The 17,933-nt window shown below is 36.8% G+C and carries 16 protein-coding genes, 2 tRNA genes and 3 pseudogenes; 8 read left to right on the forward strand and 13 right to left on the reverse strand.

Annotation, left to right across the window (positions count from 1 at the left end):
* From HET73_RS01625 to HET73_RS01640, 4 genes and pseudogenes are all read right to left on the reverse strand, one after another.
* A partial coding sequence (locus tag HET73_RS01625; protein WP_174133925.1) for an inorganic diphosphatase occupies positions 1-246 on the reverse strand: 246 nt, incomplete at its 3' end.
* A 105-nt stretch (positions 247-351) separates the two neighbouring features.
* Entirely contained in the window at positions 352-888 is a 537-nt protein-coding gene (locus HET73_RS01630) for a demethoxyubiquinone hydroxylase family protein (protein ID WP_174133548.1), read from the reverse strand.
* A 386-nt stretch (positions 889-1,274) separates the two neighbouring features.
* A pseudogene (dnaJ, locus tag HET73_RS01635) lies at positions 1,275-2,374 on the reverse strand (molecular chaperone DnaJ).
* A gap of 70 nt (positions 2,375-2,444) precedes the next feature.
* A tRNA-Arg gene (locus tag HET73_RS01640) sits at positions 2,445-2,519 on the reverse strand.
* Positions 2,520-2,683: 164 nt separating this feature from the next.
* Between HET73_RS01640 and HET73_RS01645 the strand changes: the two are divergent.
* The 3 genes and pseudogenes from HET73_RS01645 (at position 2,684) to HET73_RS01655 (ending at position 3,865) form a co-directional block, all read left to right on the forward strand.
* A pseudogene (locus HET73_RS01645) lies at positions 2,684-2,979 on the forward strand (TrbC/VirB2 family protein).
* A 136-nt stretch (positions 2,980-3,115) separates the two neighbouring features.
* A complete protein-coding gene (locus tag HET73_RS01650) occupies positions 3,116-3,460 on the forward strand; it encodes a TrbC/VirB2 family protein (protein WP_174133471.1) in 345 nt (114 codons plus the stop codon).
* Positions 3,461-3,550: 90 nt separating this feature from the next.
* Positions 3,551-3,865: a TrbC/VirB2 family protein gene (locus HET73_RS01655; protein WP_174133470.1), complete on the forward strand. Its 315-nt coding sequence runs from the start codon at positions 3,551-3,553 to the stop codon at positions 3,863-3,865.
* 235 nt (positions 3,866-4,100) lie between these two features.
* Here the strand turns inward: HET73_RS01655 and HET73_RS01660 are convergent, their stop codons facing one another.
* The 3 genes from HET73_RS01660 to HET73_RS01670 all read right to left on the reverse strand — a co-directional run bounded on the left by HET73_RS01660 (position 4,101) and on the right by HET73_RS01670 (position 8,330).
* The gene (locus HET73_RS01660) at positions 4,101-4,928 is read right to left on the reverse strand and encodes a ParB/RepB/Spo0J family partition protein (protein ID WP_174133926.1); all 828 of its coding nucleotides are present in this window, start codon (positions 4,926-4,928) and stop codon (positions 4,101-4,103) included.
* A complete protein-coding gene (locus HET73_RS01665; RefSeq protein ID WP_174133927.1) occupies positions 4,925-5,767 on the reverse strand; it encodes an AAA family ATPase in 843 nt (280 codons plus the stop codon). The genes HET73_RS01660 and HET73_RS01665 overlap by 4 nt, the downstream gene beginning before the upstream one ends.
* Positions 5,768-5,849: 82 nt before the next feature.
* Entirely contained in the window at positions 5,850-8,330 is a 2,481-nt protein-coding gene (locus HET73_RS01670) for an ATP-binding protein (protein WP_174132691.1), read from the reverse strand.
* A 125-nt stretch (positions 8,331-8,455) separates the two neighbouring features.
* Here HET73_RS01670 and hemF point away from each other — a divergent pair, with 125 nt between their 5' ends.
* Positions 8,456-9,280: an oxygen-dependent coproporphyrinogen oxidase gene (gene hemF, locus HET73_RS01675; protein WP_174133928.1), complete on the forward strand. Its 825-nt coding sequence runs from the start codon at positions 8,456-8,458 to the stop codon at positions 9,278-9,280.
* Between the two features lie 696 nt (positions 9,281-9,976).
* Here hemF and iscX read toward each other — a convergent pair.
* The 3 genes from iscX to rpsD form a co-directional block, all read right to left on the reverse strand.
* Positions 9,977-10,171, reverse strand: a complete 195-nt coding sequence (iscX, locus tag HET73_RS01680; RefSeq protein ID WP_174132965.1) for a Fe-S cluster assembly protein IscX — start codon at positions 10,169-10,171, stop codon at positions 9,977-9,979.
* 13 nt (positions 10,172-10,184) lie between these two features.
* Positions 10,185-10,271, reverse strand: a tRNA-Leu gene (locus tag HET73_RS01685).
* A gap of 10 nt (positions 10,272-10,281) precedes the next feature.
* Positions 10,282-10,896: a 30S ribosomal protein S4 gene (rpsD, locus tag HET73_RS01690; protein ID WP_174132964.1), complete on the reverse strand. Its 615-nt coding sequence runs from the start codon at positions 10,894-10,896 to the stop codon at positions 10,282-10,284.
* Positions 10,897-11,009: 113 nt separating this feature from the next.
* Here rpsD and tkt point away from each other — a divergent pair, with 113 nt between their 5' ends.
* The 3 genes from tkt (at position 11,010) to pstB (ending at position 14,683) form a co-directional block, all read left to right on the forward strand.
* Entirely contained in the window at positions 11,010-12,950 is a 1,941-nt protein-coding gene (gene tkt / locus HET73_RS01695; protein ID WP_174132963.1) for a transketolase, read from the forward strand.
* Between the two features lie 189 nt (positions 12,951-13,139).
* The gene (dapB, locus tag HET73_RS01700; RefSeq protein ID WP_174132962.1) at positions 13,140-13,928 is read left to right on the forward strand and encodes a 4-hydroxy-tetrahydrodipicolinate reductase; all 789 of its coding nucleotides are present in this window, start codon (positions 13,140-13,142) and stop codon (positions 13,926-13,928) included.
* The gene (gene pstB, locus HET73_RS01705) at positions 13,925-14,683 is read left to right on the forward strand and encodes a phosphate ABC transporter ATP-binding protein PstB (protein ID WP_174132961.1); all 759 of its coding nucleotides are present in this window, start codon (positions 13,925-13,927) and stop codon (positions 14,681-14,683) included. Before dapB ends, pstB begins: the two co-directional genes overlap by 4 nt.
* A gap of 4 nt (positions 14,684-14,687) precedes the next feature.
* Here pstB and dxr read toward each other — a convergent pair whose 3' ends face one another.
* Both dxr and HET73_RS01715 read right to left on the reverse strand, forming a co-directional pair.
* The gene (dxr, locus tag HET73_RS01710; protein ID WP_174132960.1) at positions 14,688-15,860 is read right to left on the reverse strand and encodes a 1-deoxy-D-xylulose-5-phosphate reductoisomerase; all 1,173 of its coding nucleotides are present in this window, start codon (positions 15,858-15,860) and stop codon (positions 14,688-14,690) included.
* Between the two features lie 63 nt (positions 15,861-15,923).
* Complete coding sequence (locus HET73_RS01715) at positions 15,924-16,427, reverse strand: hypothetical protein (RefSeq protein ID WP_174132959.1); 504 nt, start codon at positions 16,425-16,427, stop codon at positions 15,924-15,926.
* A gap of 129 nt (positions 16,428-16,556) precedes the next feature.
* On the opposite strand from HET73_RS01715, the gene HET73_RS01720 reads away from it, so the two are divergent.
* Positions 16,557-17,483: an RluA family pseudouridine synthase gene (locus HET73_RS01720; RefSeq protein ID WP_174133929.1), complete on the forward strand. Its 927-nt coding sequence runs from the start codon at positions 16,557-16,559 to the stop codon at positions 17,481-17,483.
* 1 nt (position 17,484) lies between these two features.
* Here HET73_RS01720 and HET73_RS01725 read toward each other — a convergent pair.
* Positions 17,485-17,933, reverse strand: a pseudogene (locus HET73_RS01725) (hypothetical protein); the annotation flags it as partial.

The raw sequence follows: 17,933 nt of genomic DNA on the forward strand, positions 1-17,933 counted from the left end.
CAAAACACCAGACGCTAAGGGGTATTGAGTTAATACCAAAACATCCACGGGATCACCATCGCCTGCACAAGTATTTGGTACAAATCCATAATTGCAAGGATAGACCATTGCAGTAGATAAAAATCTGTCGACTTGTAATAATCCAAGTTCCTTATTAAATTCATACTTTACAGGCTCAGCGCTTGCACTTATTTCAATTATCACATTCACTGCATCTGATGTTGAAGTTATCTTGCTCAAATCCATAAATTACCTCTTAACTTTAAGAGTAAACATTGTACAGTATATACTCCTCAGTTGCCACATTTATATAATTTCATCTTTATGAACAAAAAGTTGCCTGAGAACCAGCTAAATTAACTTAGATAAATAAATAGCAGCTTTGCAGCCTGTTTTTATGAATGAAGATAAGATGTTGTAACCGAATGCACCTTCAGCGTTATGCTCAATTGCAATATCTCTGTGTTCTAGCTCCTCATCACGAAATTTACCTATAGTTTCCTTCAATTCTCCATCTTCTAAATTTGCAACTTGTTCTTTGTAGTGCCCTCCGATCACTTCCTCAACTGCAGCAGTGCAAGCCATAGCAGCTTTTTTGCCCATAACTGCAGTGACAACACCAAGTGATACACCTAGAACACGCCAAACTGGCAATAAAACAGTAGGACGAACCTTTTGCTCTTTAATTTTCTCATTAAAATAGTGAAAATGCTTTTTTTCCTGCTCTTCCATTTCAATTATTTCACTGATTATGGAAGATTTTTTAAGAATAAATTTTTGACCAGAGTAAATACAAATAGCTCCATATTCCCCAGCATGATTTACTCTGATTGCTTGCTGCAAAAAATTTTTTTTTAACTTATTAATATTACAGTTTTCCTTTCCCAATGTTCTCTTTACTTCCCTGTATTAGTATTACTATAAACGAACATATTGTAGAGTAAATAAAATTTCATGCGTACACTACACGAACATTGTAGCGGACTAAAAACTACTTGACAAACCTCACCAGCCTCATTAGTATGCTATTAAGGGTATTTCTGACTCAAAACTTGTTTTTGACCTGCAGGATCAACGACAAAAATTCAGTAAAAAACTTAAGGCATTTATTGGCGAAATTATTGGGGTTGCACGTCTTTTAAATTTTTTCACATGCAGCCAAATCGCGCTTAAACTAAGCGTCAGCACATTATTACAGCGCCAAGTTACAGTATTAAAGGGTCAAAACTCGCATCACGGGGATTCTTTTGCCTTTTTTTGATTTAGTAAATTTCTTACTTTTTTTTTACTTTACTAAAAAACCCTTCAGATTGCCGTTGCATGCTTTCTTCTTCAAGCGATTGTAACAGCTCAATTTGTTTTTTAGTTAAGTTCTTTGGATTTAAAGTCTCAACTATCACCTGTACGTATAAATCACCACGGGTGCTTGAGTTCATGTGTGGCATGCCCTTTCCTCTACAACGTAGTTTGGTACCAGTTTGAATGCCTTCAGGAACTTTTACTTTTATTTTAGCCCCATCAATTGACTGGACATCAATTTCACCACCAAACACTGCTAATGTCATTCTTATAGGCACTTTGCAATGTAAATCTGCCCCATTTCGAAGTAAAGATTTTATGTGAAGCGATTGTAACGTATACATGCAAATCTCCGTTTTCTCCACCTCTTGCTCCAGCTTCTCCTTTACCATATACTTCTCTCTTATAGTTTTCCGGTATACCTTTGGGAATCGAAACTGATATATTTCACCTCTTCTACGTCCATTTCCACCACATTTTTTTGCATTTATTCTGTATTATTTCTCCTTCCCCATAACATGTGGTACATGTTCTTTCAATTGTAAAAAAAGCTCTGCTGGGTCCTGATCTTACCGCTTCCTTGGCATGTGTGACACTGAACTGGTTTGACCGCTCCCTCGCTACCTGTACCTTGACACGTGTCGCATTTTACATTTGTAATATAATGTATAGGTACTTGTATCCCTTTAAATGCGTCTTCTAAGGTGATTTCAAGATTGTAACGTAATTCTAGCCCAGGTGTTCCCACCATTGAGCTTCTCTTTGCTCTTGATCTACCAAATCCCCCACCAAAAAAGTCAGTGAATATATCGCTAAAATCTCCTGCGGTTTGGTTAAAGTCAAACCCACCAGAAGCACCTTCATGGCCATAACGATCATAGCCTGCTCTTTTCTCAGAATTAGACAGGACTTCGTACGCAGCCGCTATTTCCTTAAATTTTTCCTCTGCTTCCTTATTACCACGATTGCTATCTGGATGATACTTGAGCGCTAATTTCTTATATGCTTTTTTTATCTCATCAATACTGGCATTTCTATCCACTCCCAGCAGCTCATAATAGTCTTTTTTGCTCATATACAATAGTTCAGTATTTAACCTTTAAAGATAGGTATTCATACGTTAATTTCAAGCCTGTGTAACATTGTGCACCCTGAGCTACTCGAACGCCCGACCTTTTAATCCGTAGTCAAATGCTCTAATCCAACTGAGCTAAGGGTGCCTTTCATAAAATGAACTTTAGCAGATTTTCCAGCTTGATTCAATTAGTTCGGCGAAATAAATATACACCAAAGCTAAATTGATAATATGATAAATTTAATAATATCCTTAACTTAAATTTAATAAATACGAAGAAAAATTTGGCATAAAATTATTGGAGACATAATGAAAAAATTTCTTATATTTATAACTTTAATTTTCTCAATTTCATTTGCAAGTGCAAGCAGAGTAAAACAGTTGATGAAACATCAGAAGTGATATGCAGCATAGTACAATACACTCACAGCATAGGTGGACCAATGATCACGATAGTGATAATAGGTGAAGCTTTGCTTGCAATATTTGGCAGAATGCCCTGGCCTGCACTTTTTGCACTCGGTGCATTTACTGCTGTGTTTTTTGGTGCACCAAAGATTGTGACAGCAATAGCACCAGGCACAGTACAGGCATGCACCCCATAGAAAAACGCCGACCTTCTGATGGGTTTTGCAAGTTAAAGAGCCTCAAAAACAGTTTTAGGTAAATGATGCTAAGCATCATTTACCTAAATTTAATCAAAATGAAGTAGCATAAAAAATAAAAATTATTGGAGAGGTGATGAAAAAATTTCTTCTACTTGTGGCTTTAATTTTCTCCTTTGCATTTGATGCTAATGCTAACGATCTAGATGCAACATCAGCAGTGATATGCAAAATAATGGGTTATACCCACGGTCTGGGTGGGCCGATGATTACGATAGTGATAATCGGTGCAGCTTTACTTGCGATATTTGGGAGAATGCCGTGGCCAGCGCTTTTTGCACTCGGTGCATTTACTGCTGTGTTCTTTGGCGCTCCTGCCGTCGTCTCACAAATAGCACCAAACACAGCAAGTAAGTGCGAAACATGCGATCCTGGGAAAACATTGAAACCTGATTCGAATGGAAAATATACTTGTCAGTAAAAAGTACTAGGTAAATGATACTAGAAGTATCATTTACCTAAATTTAATCAAAGTGAAGTAGCATAAAAAACAAAAATTATTGGAGACGTGATGAAAAATTTTCTTCTACTTGTGGCTTTAATTTTCTCCTTTGCGTTTGATGCAAATGCTGATGAAACGTCAACGGTGATATGCAAAATAATAGACTATACTCACAGTTTAGGTGGACCGATGATCACGATAGTGATAATTGGTGCAGCATTGCTTGCAATATTCGGTAGAATGCCGTGGCCAGCACTTTTTGCACTCGGTGCATTTACTGCTGTGTTTTTTGGTGCACCTGCAGTTGTAAAGGCAATAACAAACAAAGAGGCTTGTCCAACTAGTAGTAGTGCAACTAGTAGTAGTGCATCTGGTAGTTCGTAATGTCTTCCGGAATCAGGACGATGTATTTAGTAGTTTTATAGCTATAGGTTTACCGACATCCCGCTACTCGTTAGCGGGATCTAGAGATACCGCTGCGGTATGACGTGTTTCTTGCGTTAGCTATAGACAGCAGGGCAAAAATAGTGCTTCTTTCAAGCACTATTTTTTATTATATCATAAATCTCTGTTGAGATTTCCTTCACTTGAAAGCAGCTAATCTAGACGCTTTCAGTGTTTATGGCTTTCTATTCAAAATTTTTAATATTAAATCTAACTCGCTTGGGTTGTTATATCGTATCATAACTTTGCCCTTGGAGTTATTATCATTAATTTTGATCTTTAACCCAAGTTGAGAGGATATAGCACCTTCTATTACTGCCATATTTTGGTTTTTAGTGTATTTTTGGTTACTGCTGTGATGCAAGTCCCTTATCAATTTTTCAGTTTGCCTAACACTCAGGCCCTGAGAAACTATTCTTTCTGCAATACTCTCTGCATTTTCAACATTAATCAACGCTCTTGCATGACCCATAGATAATTTTTTTTCATTGATCATTTCTTTCACACTACCAGAGAGCAGCAACATTCGAGTCATATTGGTTATGTGACTGCGGCTTTTGCCTAAAGTTGAAGCTAATTCTTCATGTGTATAAGAGAACTCATCTATCAGTTTTGTGTATGCTTCACCTTCTTCTATTGGATTAATATCTTGTCTCTGTACGTTCTCAATGATCGATACTTCCAAGCATTCCTTGTCGCTTAAATCTTTTATAATAACCGGTACACTATCGAGATTTGCAATCTTGCTTGCTCGCCAACGACGCTCGCCTGCTATTATTTCATAGCCATCATTGTTTGAATCCTTACGCACTACGATAGGTTGTATAATGCCATTTTTCTCTATCGAACTTGCCAATTCTTTCAACGACTCTTCATCAAAGTATCTTCTTGGCTGAAATTTGCTTGGATGTAGTAATGGAACAGGTAACCGATCTTCTTTATTATCGTAATTATCGCCTATAAGGCCAGCAAGGCCTCTACCTAGGCGCCTGTCATCCTTCATGCTATGCCCTCGCTCACCAGCTTCTTCTCTTTACAGCTGCTTGCGTGCTTTTTCAAAATCTCCTTTGCTAAACTGATATACGCTTGTGCACCGGTACATTTGAGATCATATACAATAGCGGGTTTGCCATGAGAAGGCGCTTCTGATAGTCTGACATTACGTGGGATGATGGTCTCATATAGTGGAATAATAGTTTTATACACCTTGTCATTTAAATACTGACAAATGTCATTTTTAATCTGTTCGCTGAGTTTGTTGCGCTTATCATACATTGTGAGCAATATCCCTTCTATTATCAGAAAAGGGTTTAAGTTATTTCTTTTTATCAATTCCACAGTTTTGACTAGATGACTCAGGCCTTCAAGAGCAAAAAATTCACACTGAAGAGGAACAATAATAGAATCAGCAGCAGTCAAGGCATTAATGGTAAGCAAGCCAAGTGATGGAGGACAATCAATAATTATGTACTCATAATTATTGCGTATTTTTTCTAATGTGCTCTTTAGCACAAATTTTCCTCGTTCAAGTTGTGATAACTCAATTTCTGCAGCTGATAAATCAACCACTGACGAAATTAGCGATAAATTTGGAATTTCTTTTATATTGAAAATTGCTGATTCTATCAGTTTATTTTCACTACTTAATAATATTTTATATATATTTTTTTCTTCTCTACTGCGATAAGAAATCCCAAGCCCGGTGCTAGCATTTCCTTGAGGATCAAGATCTACCAATAAAGTGTTTTTTCCTACAGCAGCAAAGGCTGTTGATAAGTTTATACTAGTTGTGGTTTTGCCAACGCCACCCTTTTGATTTACTATTGCAATAACCTTGCTCACGCCTTTTATCTTACGTACAAAATAACTCTATTGTATATATGCTGGAAATTTTTGCATTAGAAAATTTTTTTGTTGCCTAAAATTAAACTGTTTTTTTTGCTTTATGTAGTACACCTTGAACTTTGTTTCCCAATTCATTTAGAGTGAATGGTTTTGGTAAAAAATGAAAATCTTCTATATTAATGGTATCATTTTTCAAAAACGCATCTTCCGTATATCCAGAAATAAAAATGATATTGATATCTGGCCTGTGAATTAAGGCTTCTTTGACTATCTCTGGGCCGCTAACTTCTGGCATTATCACATCAGTGATTATTAGATCTATGTGTTGACTTTTTTTGCTTATTATTTCTAATGCCTTGCTACCCATGCCAGCTTCTATTACATCAAATCCTTTTCTTTGTAATGCCTTAGTGGTGAACTCCCTTACTGAATCTTCGTCTTCAATTAATAAAATCGTACCATTACCTTTAATTTCATTTACTACAGGCTTTTCCATTCCTTCAATATCTTCCTCTATATTATTTTCATCTGATATGTAAACCATAGGCAAAAATATTCTAAATTTAGTCCCATGATTTATTTTACTGGCAACATAGATGTAACCTTCGGTTTGCTTGATGATACCATATACAGTAGAGAGGCCAAGACCTGTGCCAGAAGTAATATCTTTAGTAGAAAAGAATGGATCAAATACCTTTTGAATTGTATCACTCGTCATTCCACATCCTGTGTCAATGACTTCAATTACAACATAATTTCCATGCTCAATCGCTTCCTTGTCTGGAGAAAACATATTCTTAGGTGTAGAATTTAGCGAATCAATCTTTTTATTGAAAGTTCGTATGGTTAGTTCTCCACCCTTTTCCATAGCAGCGCTAGCATTGATCACTAAGTTAATAATAACTTGCTCTAATTGTCCCTGATCAGCCCTAACCATACCTAAATCTCTACCATAATAGGCAGTGAATTTTATATTCTCGCCTATTAATCTTTTTATCATTTCATAAAGATTGGCTATCGTACTGTTTACATCGATAATTTTTGGTTGCATAGTCTGCCTTCTTGAGAAAGCAAGCAACTGCTTAACTAAATTTGACCCACGCTTTGCATTTTGCTGTATTTGTATTATATCTCCAAAAGATGGATCGCCAGCTGAGTGCTGGAGTAGAAGCAAATCACAAAATCCTATTATCCCAGTTAATATATTGTTGAAATCGTGTGCAATACCACCTGCCAGTTGTCCTATAGCTTGCATTTTTTGATAATGCTCAAGTTTTATCTCTAGATTTTTATGCTCAGTGTTATCAACAAAATAGCAAAGTATAAACATCATTCTATTATGAAGAAACTTATTGAAATATATCTTCATATTATCATTGTTGTTGAGCTGTACATCAAAAGACGCGTTATTTATCCTGTTACTCGAAAAATATTCACGTATTTTCATATGATAGTCATTTGATATTAGCATAAAGATTGAATTGTTATCTGGCCCTACAAGTTTTATCAGCGCTGTATTTTTTTTTATAAAGTTGCCGTTTACATCGCACTGTGCAATAGCAATTGATGAATTTGCAAAACAAGGGTGTAATTGATAATCAATAACATTCGATTCAACCGGTGTAATAAGACCATATATATAATGATGATGATGCTTATCACAAAACATAGCAGTGCTCATATAAGCCTTAAATGGAACACCACTTACGGTACAAAACAAAATTTCATTACCAGTTGTTACATTATTATAATTAGAGTGAAATATAAAATCATTGATTGAACTGCCTTTTTCAAGCTTTTTCAATTCAAACAAGTCTAAAAACCTTTTATTTACAGATAAAATTCCCCCTTTAGTATTTGCAATGTAAGTTCCTATATTGTGCTTTTCTATTAATTCTTCGTATACTTGTTCTTTATTCATCTGTGTTGCTTTTAACACAAAATACCCATGTGGTCTTGCTATTGGTGCTAATGATAAATTTAAAATCTTATTACTATCTATAGCAACTTGGGGATTATCTGGTATTGGATCAAAAAGCAAGAGAAATTTAGATGTTCTATTTTTCTTGCTTAAGGCAATGCGTACTTGTACAGAAGAGTTATTTTTTAGTGCATGGTATAATGCTTTTTCGTCTTGTTCTGAGATATCTCCTGCTTCAAAAAGCTTACTCAATGTGACGTCATTATCTATATGATCTTTGAATCTTTCATAGAATCTTGCATCAGCATAAACAACACTCTCATCTTTATGTAAAATAAGACAAAATTCTGTATTATGATTTAGTGCATTTGCAAATATTGCATTTTGAAACTCTACGATATTAAGTAAGTATCTATAACGTTTGACATTATATATTACAAAGAGAGTCATTAAAATGCTAACCAGTAGATTAATCTCTATATTAATATGCCGGTCATACACATCAAAAAAGTAGAGTGCTGATATTATTATCGGAGGTAAGAGCATGATGACTATCATAAAGATAATCGACATTCCATGGCTTCTTAATATGAAGTCAACTCTATTCTCTTTCTTGCTATCTATGTACCTTTTGCTCATTGCACACACAGAAATGCTTTATTATATTTATTTAATTATTATAGATTTATTAATACCTTTGACGGGATTTAAATCTAATTATGTCCCTTAAACATTAGATATAAAAAATTAGCAAGTAAAATATTATGAAAAAACAAAAAACGCAAGCTTTTGAATGGTTTTGTGCACTGAGAGATAAGGTTGTAGAATCTTTCTTGTCAATTGAAAAACAGTTATCTACAGATCCAAAGATTGAAAAAAGAAAATGGGATCGTCCAGGTGGTGGAGGTGGCGAATCTACAATTATTTACGGTAACGTTTTTGAAAAAGTAGGAGTAAACGTTTCAAAAGTATATGGAAAGTTTGCAAACTCGATTATAAATGAAATCCCTGGTGCAAATGAAAGCAATGGAGAATTTTGGGCAAGTGGCATATCTTTGGTGTCTCACATGCAATCGCCCCTTATTCCTGCAGCACATATGAACACAAGGTTAATATATACATCGAAGCAGTGGTTCGGTGGAGGAATGGATTTTACTCCAACATATAAAAATGAAAAAGATTATAAATATATTCACGAATCAATTAAGAAAACATGTGATGAGTTTGATGCTGGATATTATCCAAAATTCAAAGAGCAGTGTGACAACTACTTTTTCTTACAACACAGAAAAGAACCGCGTGGTATTGGTGGGATTTTTTATGATAATCTTAATTCTGATAGCTGGGAAAATGATTTCAAGTTTACAAAAGCAGTAGGCAAAGCTTTTTTAGAAATTTATTTACATATTATATATCAACATATGCAAAAGCCTTGGACTAAAAAGCAGCGAGAAAACCAGTTAATAAAGCGTGGCAGGTATGTAGAATTCAATCTGTTATATGACCGTGGTACGAAGTTTGGTTTAATGACTGATGGTAACCCAGATGCAATTATGATGTCAATGCCACCTCTTGTTAAGTGGTTGTAGGTGTATAAATAGACTTCTGCATTTGGCAGCCGTGAAACGAAGAAATCACTTGACAACCCCCGCCAACCCAATTATAATGATACTGAAGCTATTTTATTTATCTTCGCAATCTGTGCAGGTTAACGACAAAAAACTTAGGGTATTTGGCGTATCATGTTTAAATTTTTGCACTATGTGCACCTTATGTCTTTGTAAATTTTCTGGGTTTTTACCTATATAAGCTGAAACGCGCTTATAAGTCGTTTAAGACAGTAGAAAACGTCAAATTGACAAGGAGAACGCGAATACCATGAGGGTTCTTTGCCTTTTTTCCTGCTTTAGTAAATTTCTTAACGTTAGATTAGCTGCATAAAAGCAGATAAACCCTAGCGTTTAGGATAAAAACGCCGATATTTGAGGTACATAGAAAATAGCCAACCACCACGGGGATTCTTTTGCCTTTTTTCTTTGTTTGGTAAATTTATTAATGTTTATAGCCACCCGTTAGCGGCCAAGAGATACCGCGAATGAATCGCGGTATGACGTGTGGGTTCCCGTCATCCCAGTGCGTGACACTGGGATCTAAGTTTTTATATTTATATAGTTTATAAAGTTAAGGAATGAGATCCCAGTGTCACGCACTGGGATGACACCCTTTTGCCAGTGTCTAAGGCTACTTGGACGACAGGAGAAGGAGGCGCTAACCATGTGCTGGTGCTAAGACCTTTCCTCAATCCAAGCTGCTTGAATGGCTTCGAGTATTTTTTCATTACAATACTTGTCATCATCATCAAATTCTTCTAAACCTAAGACCTTTTTTTTAAGCTCAGTAAACCTAATATTAATTATATCCTCGTCTGGAAATTTCTCTTCTAAAGCTTCCGCAATGTCTTCTATATCAAGCCATTTCATATTTCTTGTAAATTGGTGCCCATGGGGAGACTTGAACTCCCAAGGTCGCAAAACCCACGGATTTTAAGTCCGCTGCGTCTACCGATTCCGCCACACGGGCTCTTTTTATTTTACCTAGAGTAAAACTCTACTACCAAATTAACTTCCATGTCTGCTGAGTAAGGAACTTCAGAATACTGAGGCATTCTTAAATACTTCACTGAGTGCTCTTTACTGTTTGTTTCTAAATAATCCGGAGCCTTGCGTTCTTGCTTTTCTGCAGCCTCTATTACCACAGGAATTTTTACTGCTCTCTCTCTTATTTTTACTATATCACCAGGCTTTACTCGATAACTTGATATATTAACTACCTTATCATTAACTGTAACATGCTTATGAGATATGAGCTGCTTCGCTGAATAAATTGTTGGTACAAGGCCAGAGTGATATAAAACAGAACTTAACCTTGACTCCAAGAGACCAATAAAATTATCAGCTGTATAACCTTTTCTTTTATAAGCATCTAAAAATATACGTCTGAGCTGCTTACTTGAAATTGCATAATAAAACTTAAATTTCTTATGTGCAGCGAACTGCTTACCAAAATCAGATAACCTTTTAAACCCCAGAATACCATGTTGACCTGGAGGATATTTCCTTTTGTTTACTGGATCTTTTGCTCTACCCCATAAATTTACACCAAGCCTACGGCTAATTCTATACTTTCTATTGATAACAGTTGTCATATAAAAACTCTCACAATCTAACTTTAGATTATTAAGGATTTTAGCATTAAGTGTCAACTTGTTTTTGCTAATATAATATATTACACTTCACTTTTAAGTTTCTCTATTAATATATGAATCATCTACCTTTAGAATCTATGGCAAATGCCATCCGCTTTTTATCAATTGATGCAGTACAAAAAGCAAACTCTGGGCACCCAGGTATGCCGCTTGGTATGGCGGATGTTACAGCTGTTTTATTTGCTAAGTATCTAAATCATAACCCTGATGATTCTAAATGGTTCAACAGAGACCGCTTCGTTCTATCAAACGGGCATGGTTCAATGTTGTTATATTCCATATTATACCTCACAGGTTATATTAACATAGATGAATTAAAAAACTTCAGGCAACTGGGATCTAAGACTCCTGGTCATCCAGAATTTGGTCTGACCCCCGGAGTGGAAGCAACAACAGGCCCGCTTGGTCAGGGGTTTGCTACTGCTGTTGGCATGGCGCTTGCTGAATCACTTCTTGAAAAGCAGTTTGGAAACTACACTTATGTAATGCTAGGAGATGGCTGTCTTATGGAAGGGATAAGTCACGAAGCAGCATCACTTGCTGGACATCTTAAATTGAATAAGTTAATAGCTCTTTTTGATGATAATGACATCTCTATAGATGGTACTACTAGCCTCTCTTGTTCTGATGACGTGGAAAAGCGTTTTTCAGCGTATGGGTGGAATGTTAACAAAATTGATGGCCATGATTTCAACTCCATATCACTTGCAATTGAGCAAGCGCAAAAATCTGATAAACCCACACTGATCTGTTGCAAAACCATTATTGGAAAGTTTTCAAGCCGTGCTGGCACATCTGCTGCTCATAGTGGTGCTTTTACGGAGGAAGATATAAAAAAGATGAGAGAGAAATTAAATTGGAACTACGAGCCATTCCACGTACCAGAAGATGTAAAAAACGCCTGGATGAAGACGGCTGAGAGAGCAAAACAAAACTACGTGTCCTCGACCAGTGAAGAACTGCAAAGAAGACTTGATAAGCGTTTACCAGATAATATCGAGAGTGATTTAGCTAACTTAAAGAAACAAATATGTGAGCTAATGCCAAACGAGGCTACACGATCCTCTTTTGGCAAGGTAATGGAAATTTTAACTGAGTCTATGTCGGAATTAATTGGTGGATCTGCTGATCTCACCGGATCAAATTGCACTAAATATAAGCACATGGAGGTAATAGATAGTAGTAATTATAGTGGTTCTTACGTCCACTATGGAGTGAGAGAGCACGCTATGGCAGCTTGTATGAATGGTATGGCTCTTTACGGCGGGATTATTCCTTATGGTGGAACTTTTTTGGTGTTTTCCGACTATTGCCGCCCTGCTATACGCCTTTCAGCCTTGATGAAGCAGCAGGTTATATATGTTATGACTCACGACTCAATTGGAGTAGGAGAGGACGGCCCAACTCATCAGCCGATAGAGCATTTAGCCTCTCTTCGTGCTATACCAAATCTATATGTTTTCAGGCCAGCCGACGCAGTTGAAACTCTAGAGTGCATTAGCGTCGCATTCGAAAAAAAAGAGTCACCTGCGCTGTTTGCGCTCTCGAGGCAAAATGTCAACTACATCCACTTTGATGCTCACCAATCTGCCAACTTATCGAAGTTTGGTGCATATGTTTTATGCGAATGCTCAGAGACATTAGAAGTGACAATATTTGCTACCGGATCTGAAGTTGAAATTGCAGTTGAAGCAAGGAAAAAATTGCAGGAAAAAGGCGTAGGTACAAGGGTTGTTTCTATGCCATGCTGGAGGCTTTTCGACGAGCAAAGTGATGAATATAAAGAGACGATATTAAATAATGACAGCATCAAAGTTGCAATTGAAGCTGGAAGTGAAATGGGCTGGCACAAATATATAGGTGCAAACGGTATATTTGTTGGCATGAAAAGTTTCGGAGAATCAGCGCCTTATAAAACACTTTACGAGCATTTTAATATCAGTGCTGATCATGTAGTAAAATGTGTGTGCGAGAAATTGGTCTACATTCAGTAGTTTTTTTAATAAAAACTTTTGTGCCTATCAAACTTGTTCTGTGTTTATGCTTTACTAATAGGATATTTTCAGATATAATTGGACATAGTTAGATAAGAATACGGATATGTTTAACTTGAATGATAGGTAGATCTGAGCTATGCTATAAGGATGACAAAGTTTTAAGCCTAGTATAACATAAGAAGCTTTATGAAAGTTGGAGTAATAGGCTGCTTAGGCAGGATGGGCAAGAAGATACTCAATGAATTAATTACAAACACCAAAGTAGAAATAGCAGGTGCTGTTGCCCGTGCAGATAGTAAGTATATCAGCTTAGATATTGGTCCAATTACAGGCCACAGTTCCAATTTGGGAATTAAGGTTACAAGTTCTGTTAATGACGCGTTTGAGTCATCCGATATCGTAATAGATTTTACAACTAAAGAATGTATGTTAGACTGCCTTAAAGCAGCTGTAAAATTTAAAAAACCGCTGGTTAGTGGTACAACTGGAATAGAAGGTGTCGACTTAAAAAAGTATGCTGCTGAGGTTCCGATATTATGGTCAGCAAACATGAGTATTGGAGTTAATGTGTTGCTGAAATTGGTAAAGAAAGCTGCTGGGCTTTTAGGTAATGAATATGACGCTGAAATTTGGGAAATGCACCATCACTTAAAAAAAGATTCACCATCTGGAACAGCTATAGAGCTTGGCAAAGCAATTGCTAGTTCTTCAAAAAGGGATTTTCAACTCAATCAATATTTACTTAATAGTTCAAATCTAAGAGAGAAGGGGAAAATAGGTTTTGCAGTGTCTCGTGGAGGTGGAGTGATAGGAGATCATAGTGTAATGTTTGTTAATTCTGATGAACGAATAGAATTAAATCACAAGGCAATTGATCGCACAGCGTTTGCTAAAGGGGCTGTTCAAGCAGCAATATGGCTGCATGAGAACAAGAGAGAAACTCCAGGGCTCTATTCGATGCAGGACGTGATATGAGCGATACACGTGCCTTTGTTAAAAATTTAAATCTCTGGTATGGCTCTAAGAAAGTTTTATTCGACATAAGCCTGGATATTCGTAAAAGAAAAGTTACTACTTTTATCGGACCATCTGGGTGCGGTAAATCGACGTTCTTGCGTTGTTTTAATCGCATGAATGATTATGTACCAGGATGCAAAGTTGTTGGCGAACTGGTTATCGATGGGCTAGGTAATATATATTCGCGTGATATGGATGTTGTGCTGCTTAGAGCAAAAGTTGGAATGGTATTTCAAAAGCCAAATCCTTTTCCAAAGTCAATATATGATAATGTTGCTTATGGGCCTAAATTGCATGGAATGGTAAAGAATAAGGAAAAATTGGATGAAACAGTAGAGAATAGTTTAACCAAGGTTGGTTTATGGGAAGAGCTGAAAGATAGACTGCAAGATAGTGCGTTGGACTTATCTGGTGGCCAACAACAGAGACTGTGCATTGCTCGTGCAATTGCAATAAAGCCGACTATTTTGTTAATGGATGAACCGTGCTCTGCGCTTGATCCAATGGCAACCAATGCAATCGAGAATCTTATACAAGAGCTAAAGTTAAGATTCACCATAATTATGGTAACTCATTCAATGAAGCAAGCTAAGAAGTTATCTGACAGTATAATTTTCTTTTGTAACGGCAAGATTGTTGAATCCGGAAGTGCTCAAGAGATATTTGAAAATGCCCGATCTCCCTTAACGAAAGAGTATATTTTGGATCATTAAATTCCTAGCTATACACAAGAACTTTACTTTCAATCATTTCATTGGCAATAGCACGGCTTTCAAGATCGATATTTATTATATCAGGTAGTGAGCTAATGCCAGTGTAACTACCAAAACTTTCTACCGTTGACTTCACCACCTCTACTATCTCTAAAAAGCCGATTCGTGATTTTAAAAATTCATTAACAGCTACCTCATTTGCAGCATTAAGCATTATACTATTTATATGTGGAGCAGAAGAATTCAACACTTCCATACTAAGCTTTAGTGCAGGGAAACGCTTGTGGTCTGGCTCTTGAAAGGTCAATTTTTTTTGCTTTGTTAAATCTAATTTATAACTTAGAGCTGATCTTCCTGGCCAAGACAGAGCATATGAAATGGGAATTGCCATATCGGCCTCTGCAAGGACAGCAAAATTGAAACCGTCTTTATAAATCACAACTCCATGTATTATCGATTCAGGGTGCACTACTACTTCAATTCTGTTGGGGCTGATGTTAAACAAGTTATGTGCTTCTATTATTTCTAGTGCTTTATTCATCATTGTTGCACTATCAACTGAGATCTTTTTCCCCATATTCCAAGTAGGGTGACTTAGTGCCTGATTTACCGTAACATTTCTTAATTGCTCGAGGCTATAATGTAAGAATGGTCCACCAGAAGCAGTGAGTATAATCTTTTCTACGCATTTGTTGTCATTCTGCAAAACTTGAAAAATTGCATTGTGTTCAGAGTCAATAGGGATTATCTGTACATTTTTTTCTTTAGCTTTCTTAAGTAATAATTTTCCACCACAAACAATACTTTCTTTGTTTGCTAGTGCAATGACTTTAGTACCACTTTCTATGACGTGCATAACTGGCTCAAGGCCTGCAATACCAACTATGGCAACAACTGAGAGGTCAACGGGTAGAGAAGCAACATTTGCTAGACCTTCAGCACCAACTTCTACTTTAACGTCTGTACCAAGCAGACTTTCTTTTAAATCTTTATAAAACCTTTCATCAGAGATAGCGACATATTTTGCATCCAGCAGCTTTGCTTGATATGCTAGCAAAGCGAAATTCGAATGGGCACTGAGTGCTCCTACCTGATATTCTCCTTTTCTCTTTAATAGTAAATCTACAGTCTTCCTTCCGATACTTCCTGTTGATCCTAAAACTGAAACCTTTTTCACTAAAACGAACTCGTATAATAAGTTAAAGAAAAGTGTTACTTCTCAATTGTTATTTAGCAATTCTTAACCACCAAGCTCATGTCCATGGTCATCGCCAACAGATGGTGAAGGACCGGGCGAAAAAGACTGACCATGGTGATCACCTGCATCATGCATGTCATGTAAACCATCGGCATTGTGAGCCATTTCATTACTAGCATGGGGATAATCATCCGGATGATGCCCTCCATCACCATGATCCATACCCATTCCTTCCGACGGCATATCTTCTCCACCACCACCTGAAAAATGCTCTGCAAGGCCCTCAAGAAATTTTATGCCAAACATATTACCTGATTTCCCAAACAACGTTACCAAACTACTACCACTTACCAAACCTTCAAACACGTTGCTATAAGAAGCAATTGCTCCTTCATGAAAGTTGAACAGCCACTTCATTCCGTCCACAATTGTTGCGACAGAGTCACTATGACCAAGACCAAAGCCACTCTTTTCTCCTTGGTGCTCTTGGTGTTGTTGTTGAGCTTGCCACTGTGCAATATTCGGACCTTGAGCTTCGTCACTCATAAGCTTTTATTTTAAATCTTAAACTACTATATTTTACCACAAATATAAAAAAATATCAACAGGAGTCTGAAGTCAAAATTTCTGGACCAACAATTGACATTTTACTGGATGTTCGTTATAAATAATAGAATGTCAGACAGTATAAAAACCATATCAGTAGAGGATAACAACGTTAGACTCGATAGGTACATCAGAAGAATTTTTCCAGGCCTGAGGCAATCTGTAATTGAAAAATCTTTAAGGAAAGGGTTAATCAGAGTTGATAATTACAAAGCTAGGTCCAGCGATAGAGTAAGTTCTGAGCAAATTATAACGATAAAATACTTAGATCATACTGAAAATACCAACTCTGACCGCAAACATAATGAAAAGTTGGTGAATTTACTAAGAGACAACATATTATATGAAGACGAATATATATTAGCCATTAACAAACCCGCAGGAGTAGTTGCCCAAGGTGGTGTCAAGGTGAATGTTAGCATCGGTGATCTGCTTGATCAAATAAGAGAGGGAGAAACATTTAAAATTGTCCATAGACTGGATAGAGATACCAGTGGAGTGATAATATTCGCACGCAATGCTAATGTTGCAAGATACCTTATGGAGGAATTTAAAGGACGGAGAGTAAAAAAAACTTATTTAGCATTAACTTCTGGCATACCAAGCAAGGATAGAGGAGTGGTAGACTATCCATTAGCGAAAAAATACGTTTCAGGTCAAGAGAAAGTAGTCATTGATAAAAATTCACCCCAGAATGCCACTACGCGTTTTTCGATCATAGCAAAGCTGGAGCACAACGTCGCTTACGTAAAATTGCAACCAATTACCGGCAGAACTCATCAATTGCGCGCACATTTAGCCCATATAAACTGCCCTATTCTTGGTGACGGTAAATATGGTGGCAGAAAAGCTTTTGTTGATGGAATAGCAAATAAAATCCATCTTCACTCGCACTCTTTGTCTTTAAAACTGCCAAGTGATAAAAAAATCACTGTTACTGCTCCTCTTCCCGAGCACATTAAAAAGTCTCTCGAGGCACTACACACTTCCTTCTAAGCTACCCTCCATATACAAAGCTAAACCCTCCGTCTTTATATTCCTTCCCACTAAATGATTTGACTATAGGATTAACAAATTCAGTACTTGGTGAAAGGATGTCCTTAGCAGTAAAAGGTTCGACGTTTTTATCTAAATCGTTTTTCACTTGACCTGCTACAGTGACGATACTATTAATAACCGCCTTGTCCTCCTCTGACCCTTGTTTCTTTTTTGCTGCTTTAGAATAGCCAGTAAGAAGCGGAGAAATAACATAATCTGCAGCCTCTTTTGCCAATTTTATATTTTCTCTTTGTGATAAAATCTCTAGCTCATTTAAGTCATTCTCACACGCACTCCCAGCTCTAGCTCGTTGCAATTCTATATATCCTTTTCTACTCTCACCTGATTTTTCACCCTCCTGAATGCCAAATGCGCTATTCACCTTATATTGCGATAATGCAGAAGGAA

It is taken from the genome of Wolbachia endosymbiont of Atemnus politus (assembly GCF_013309895.1).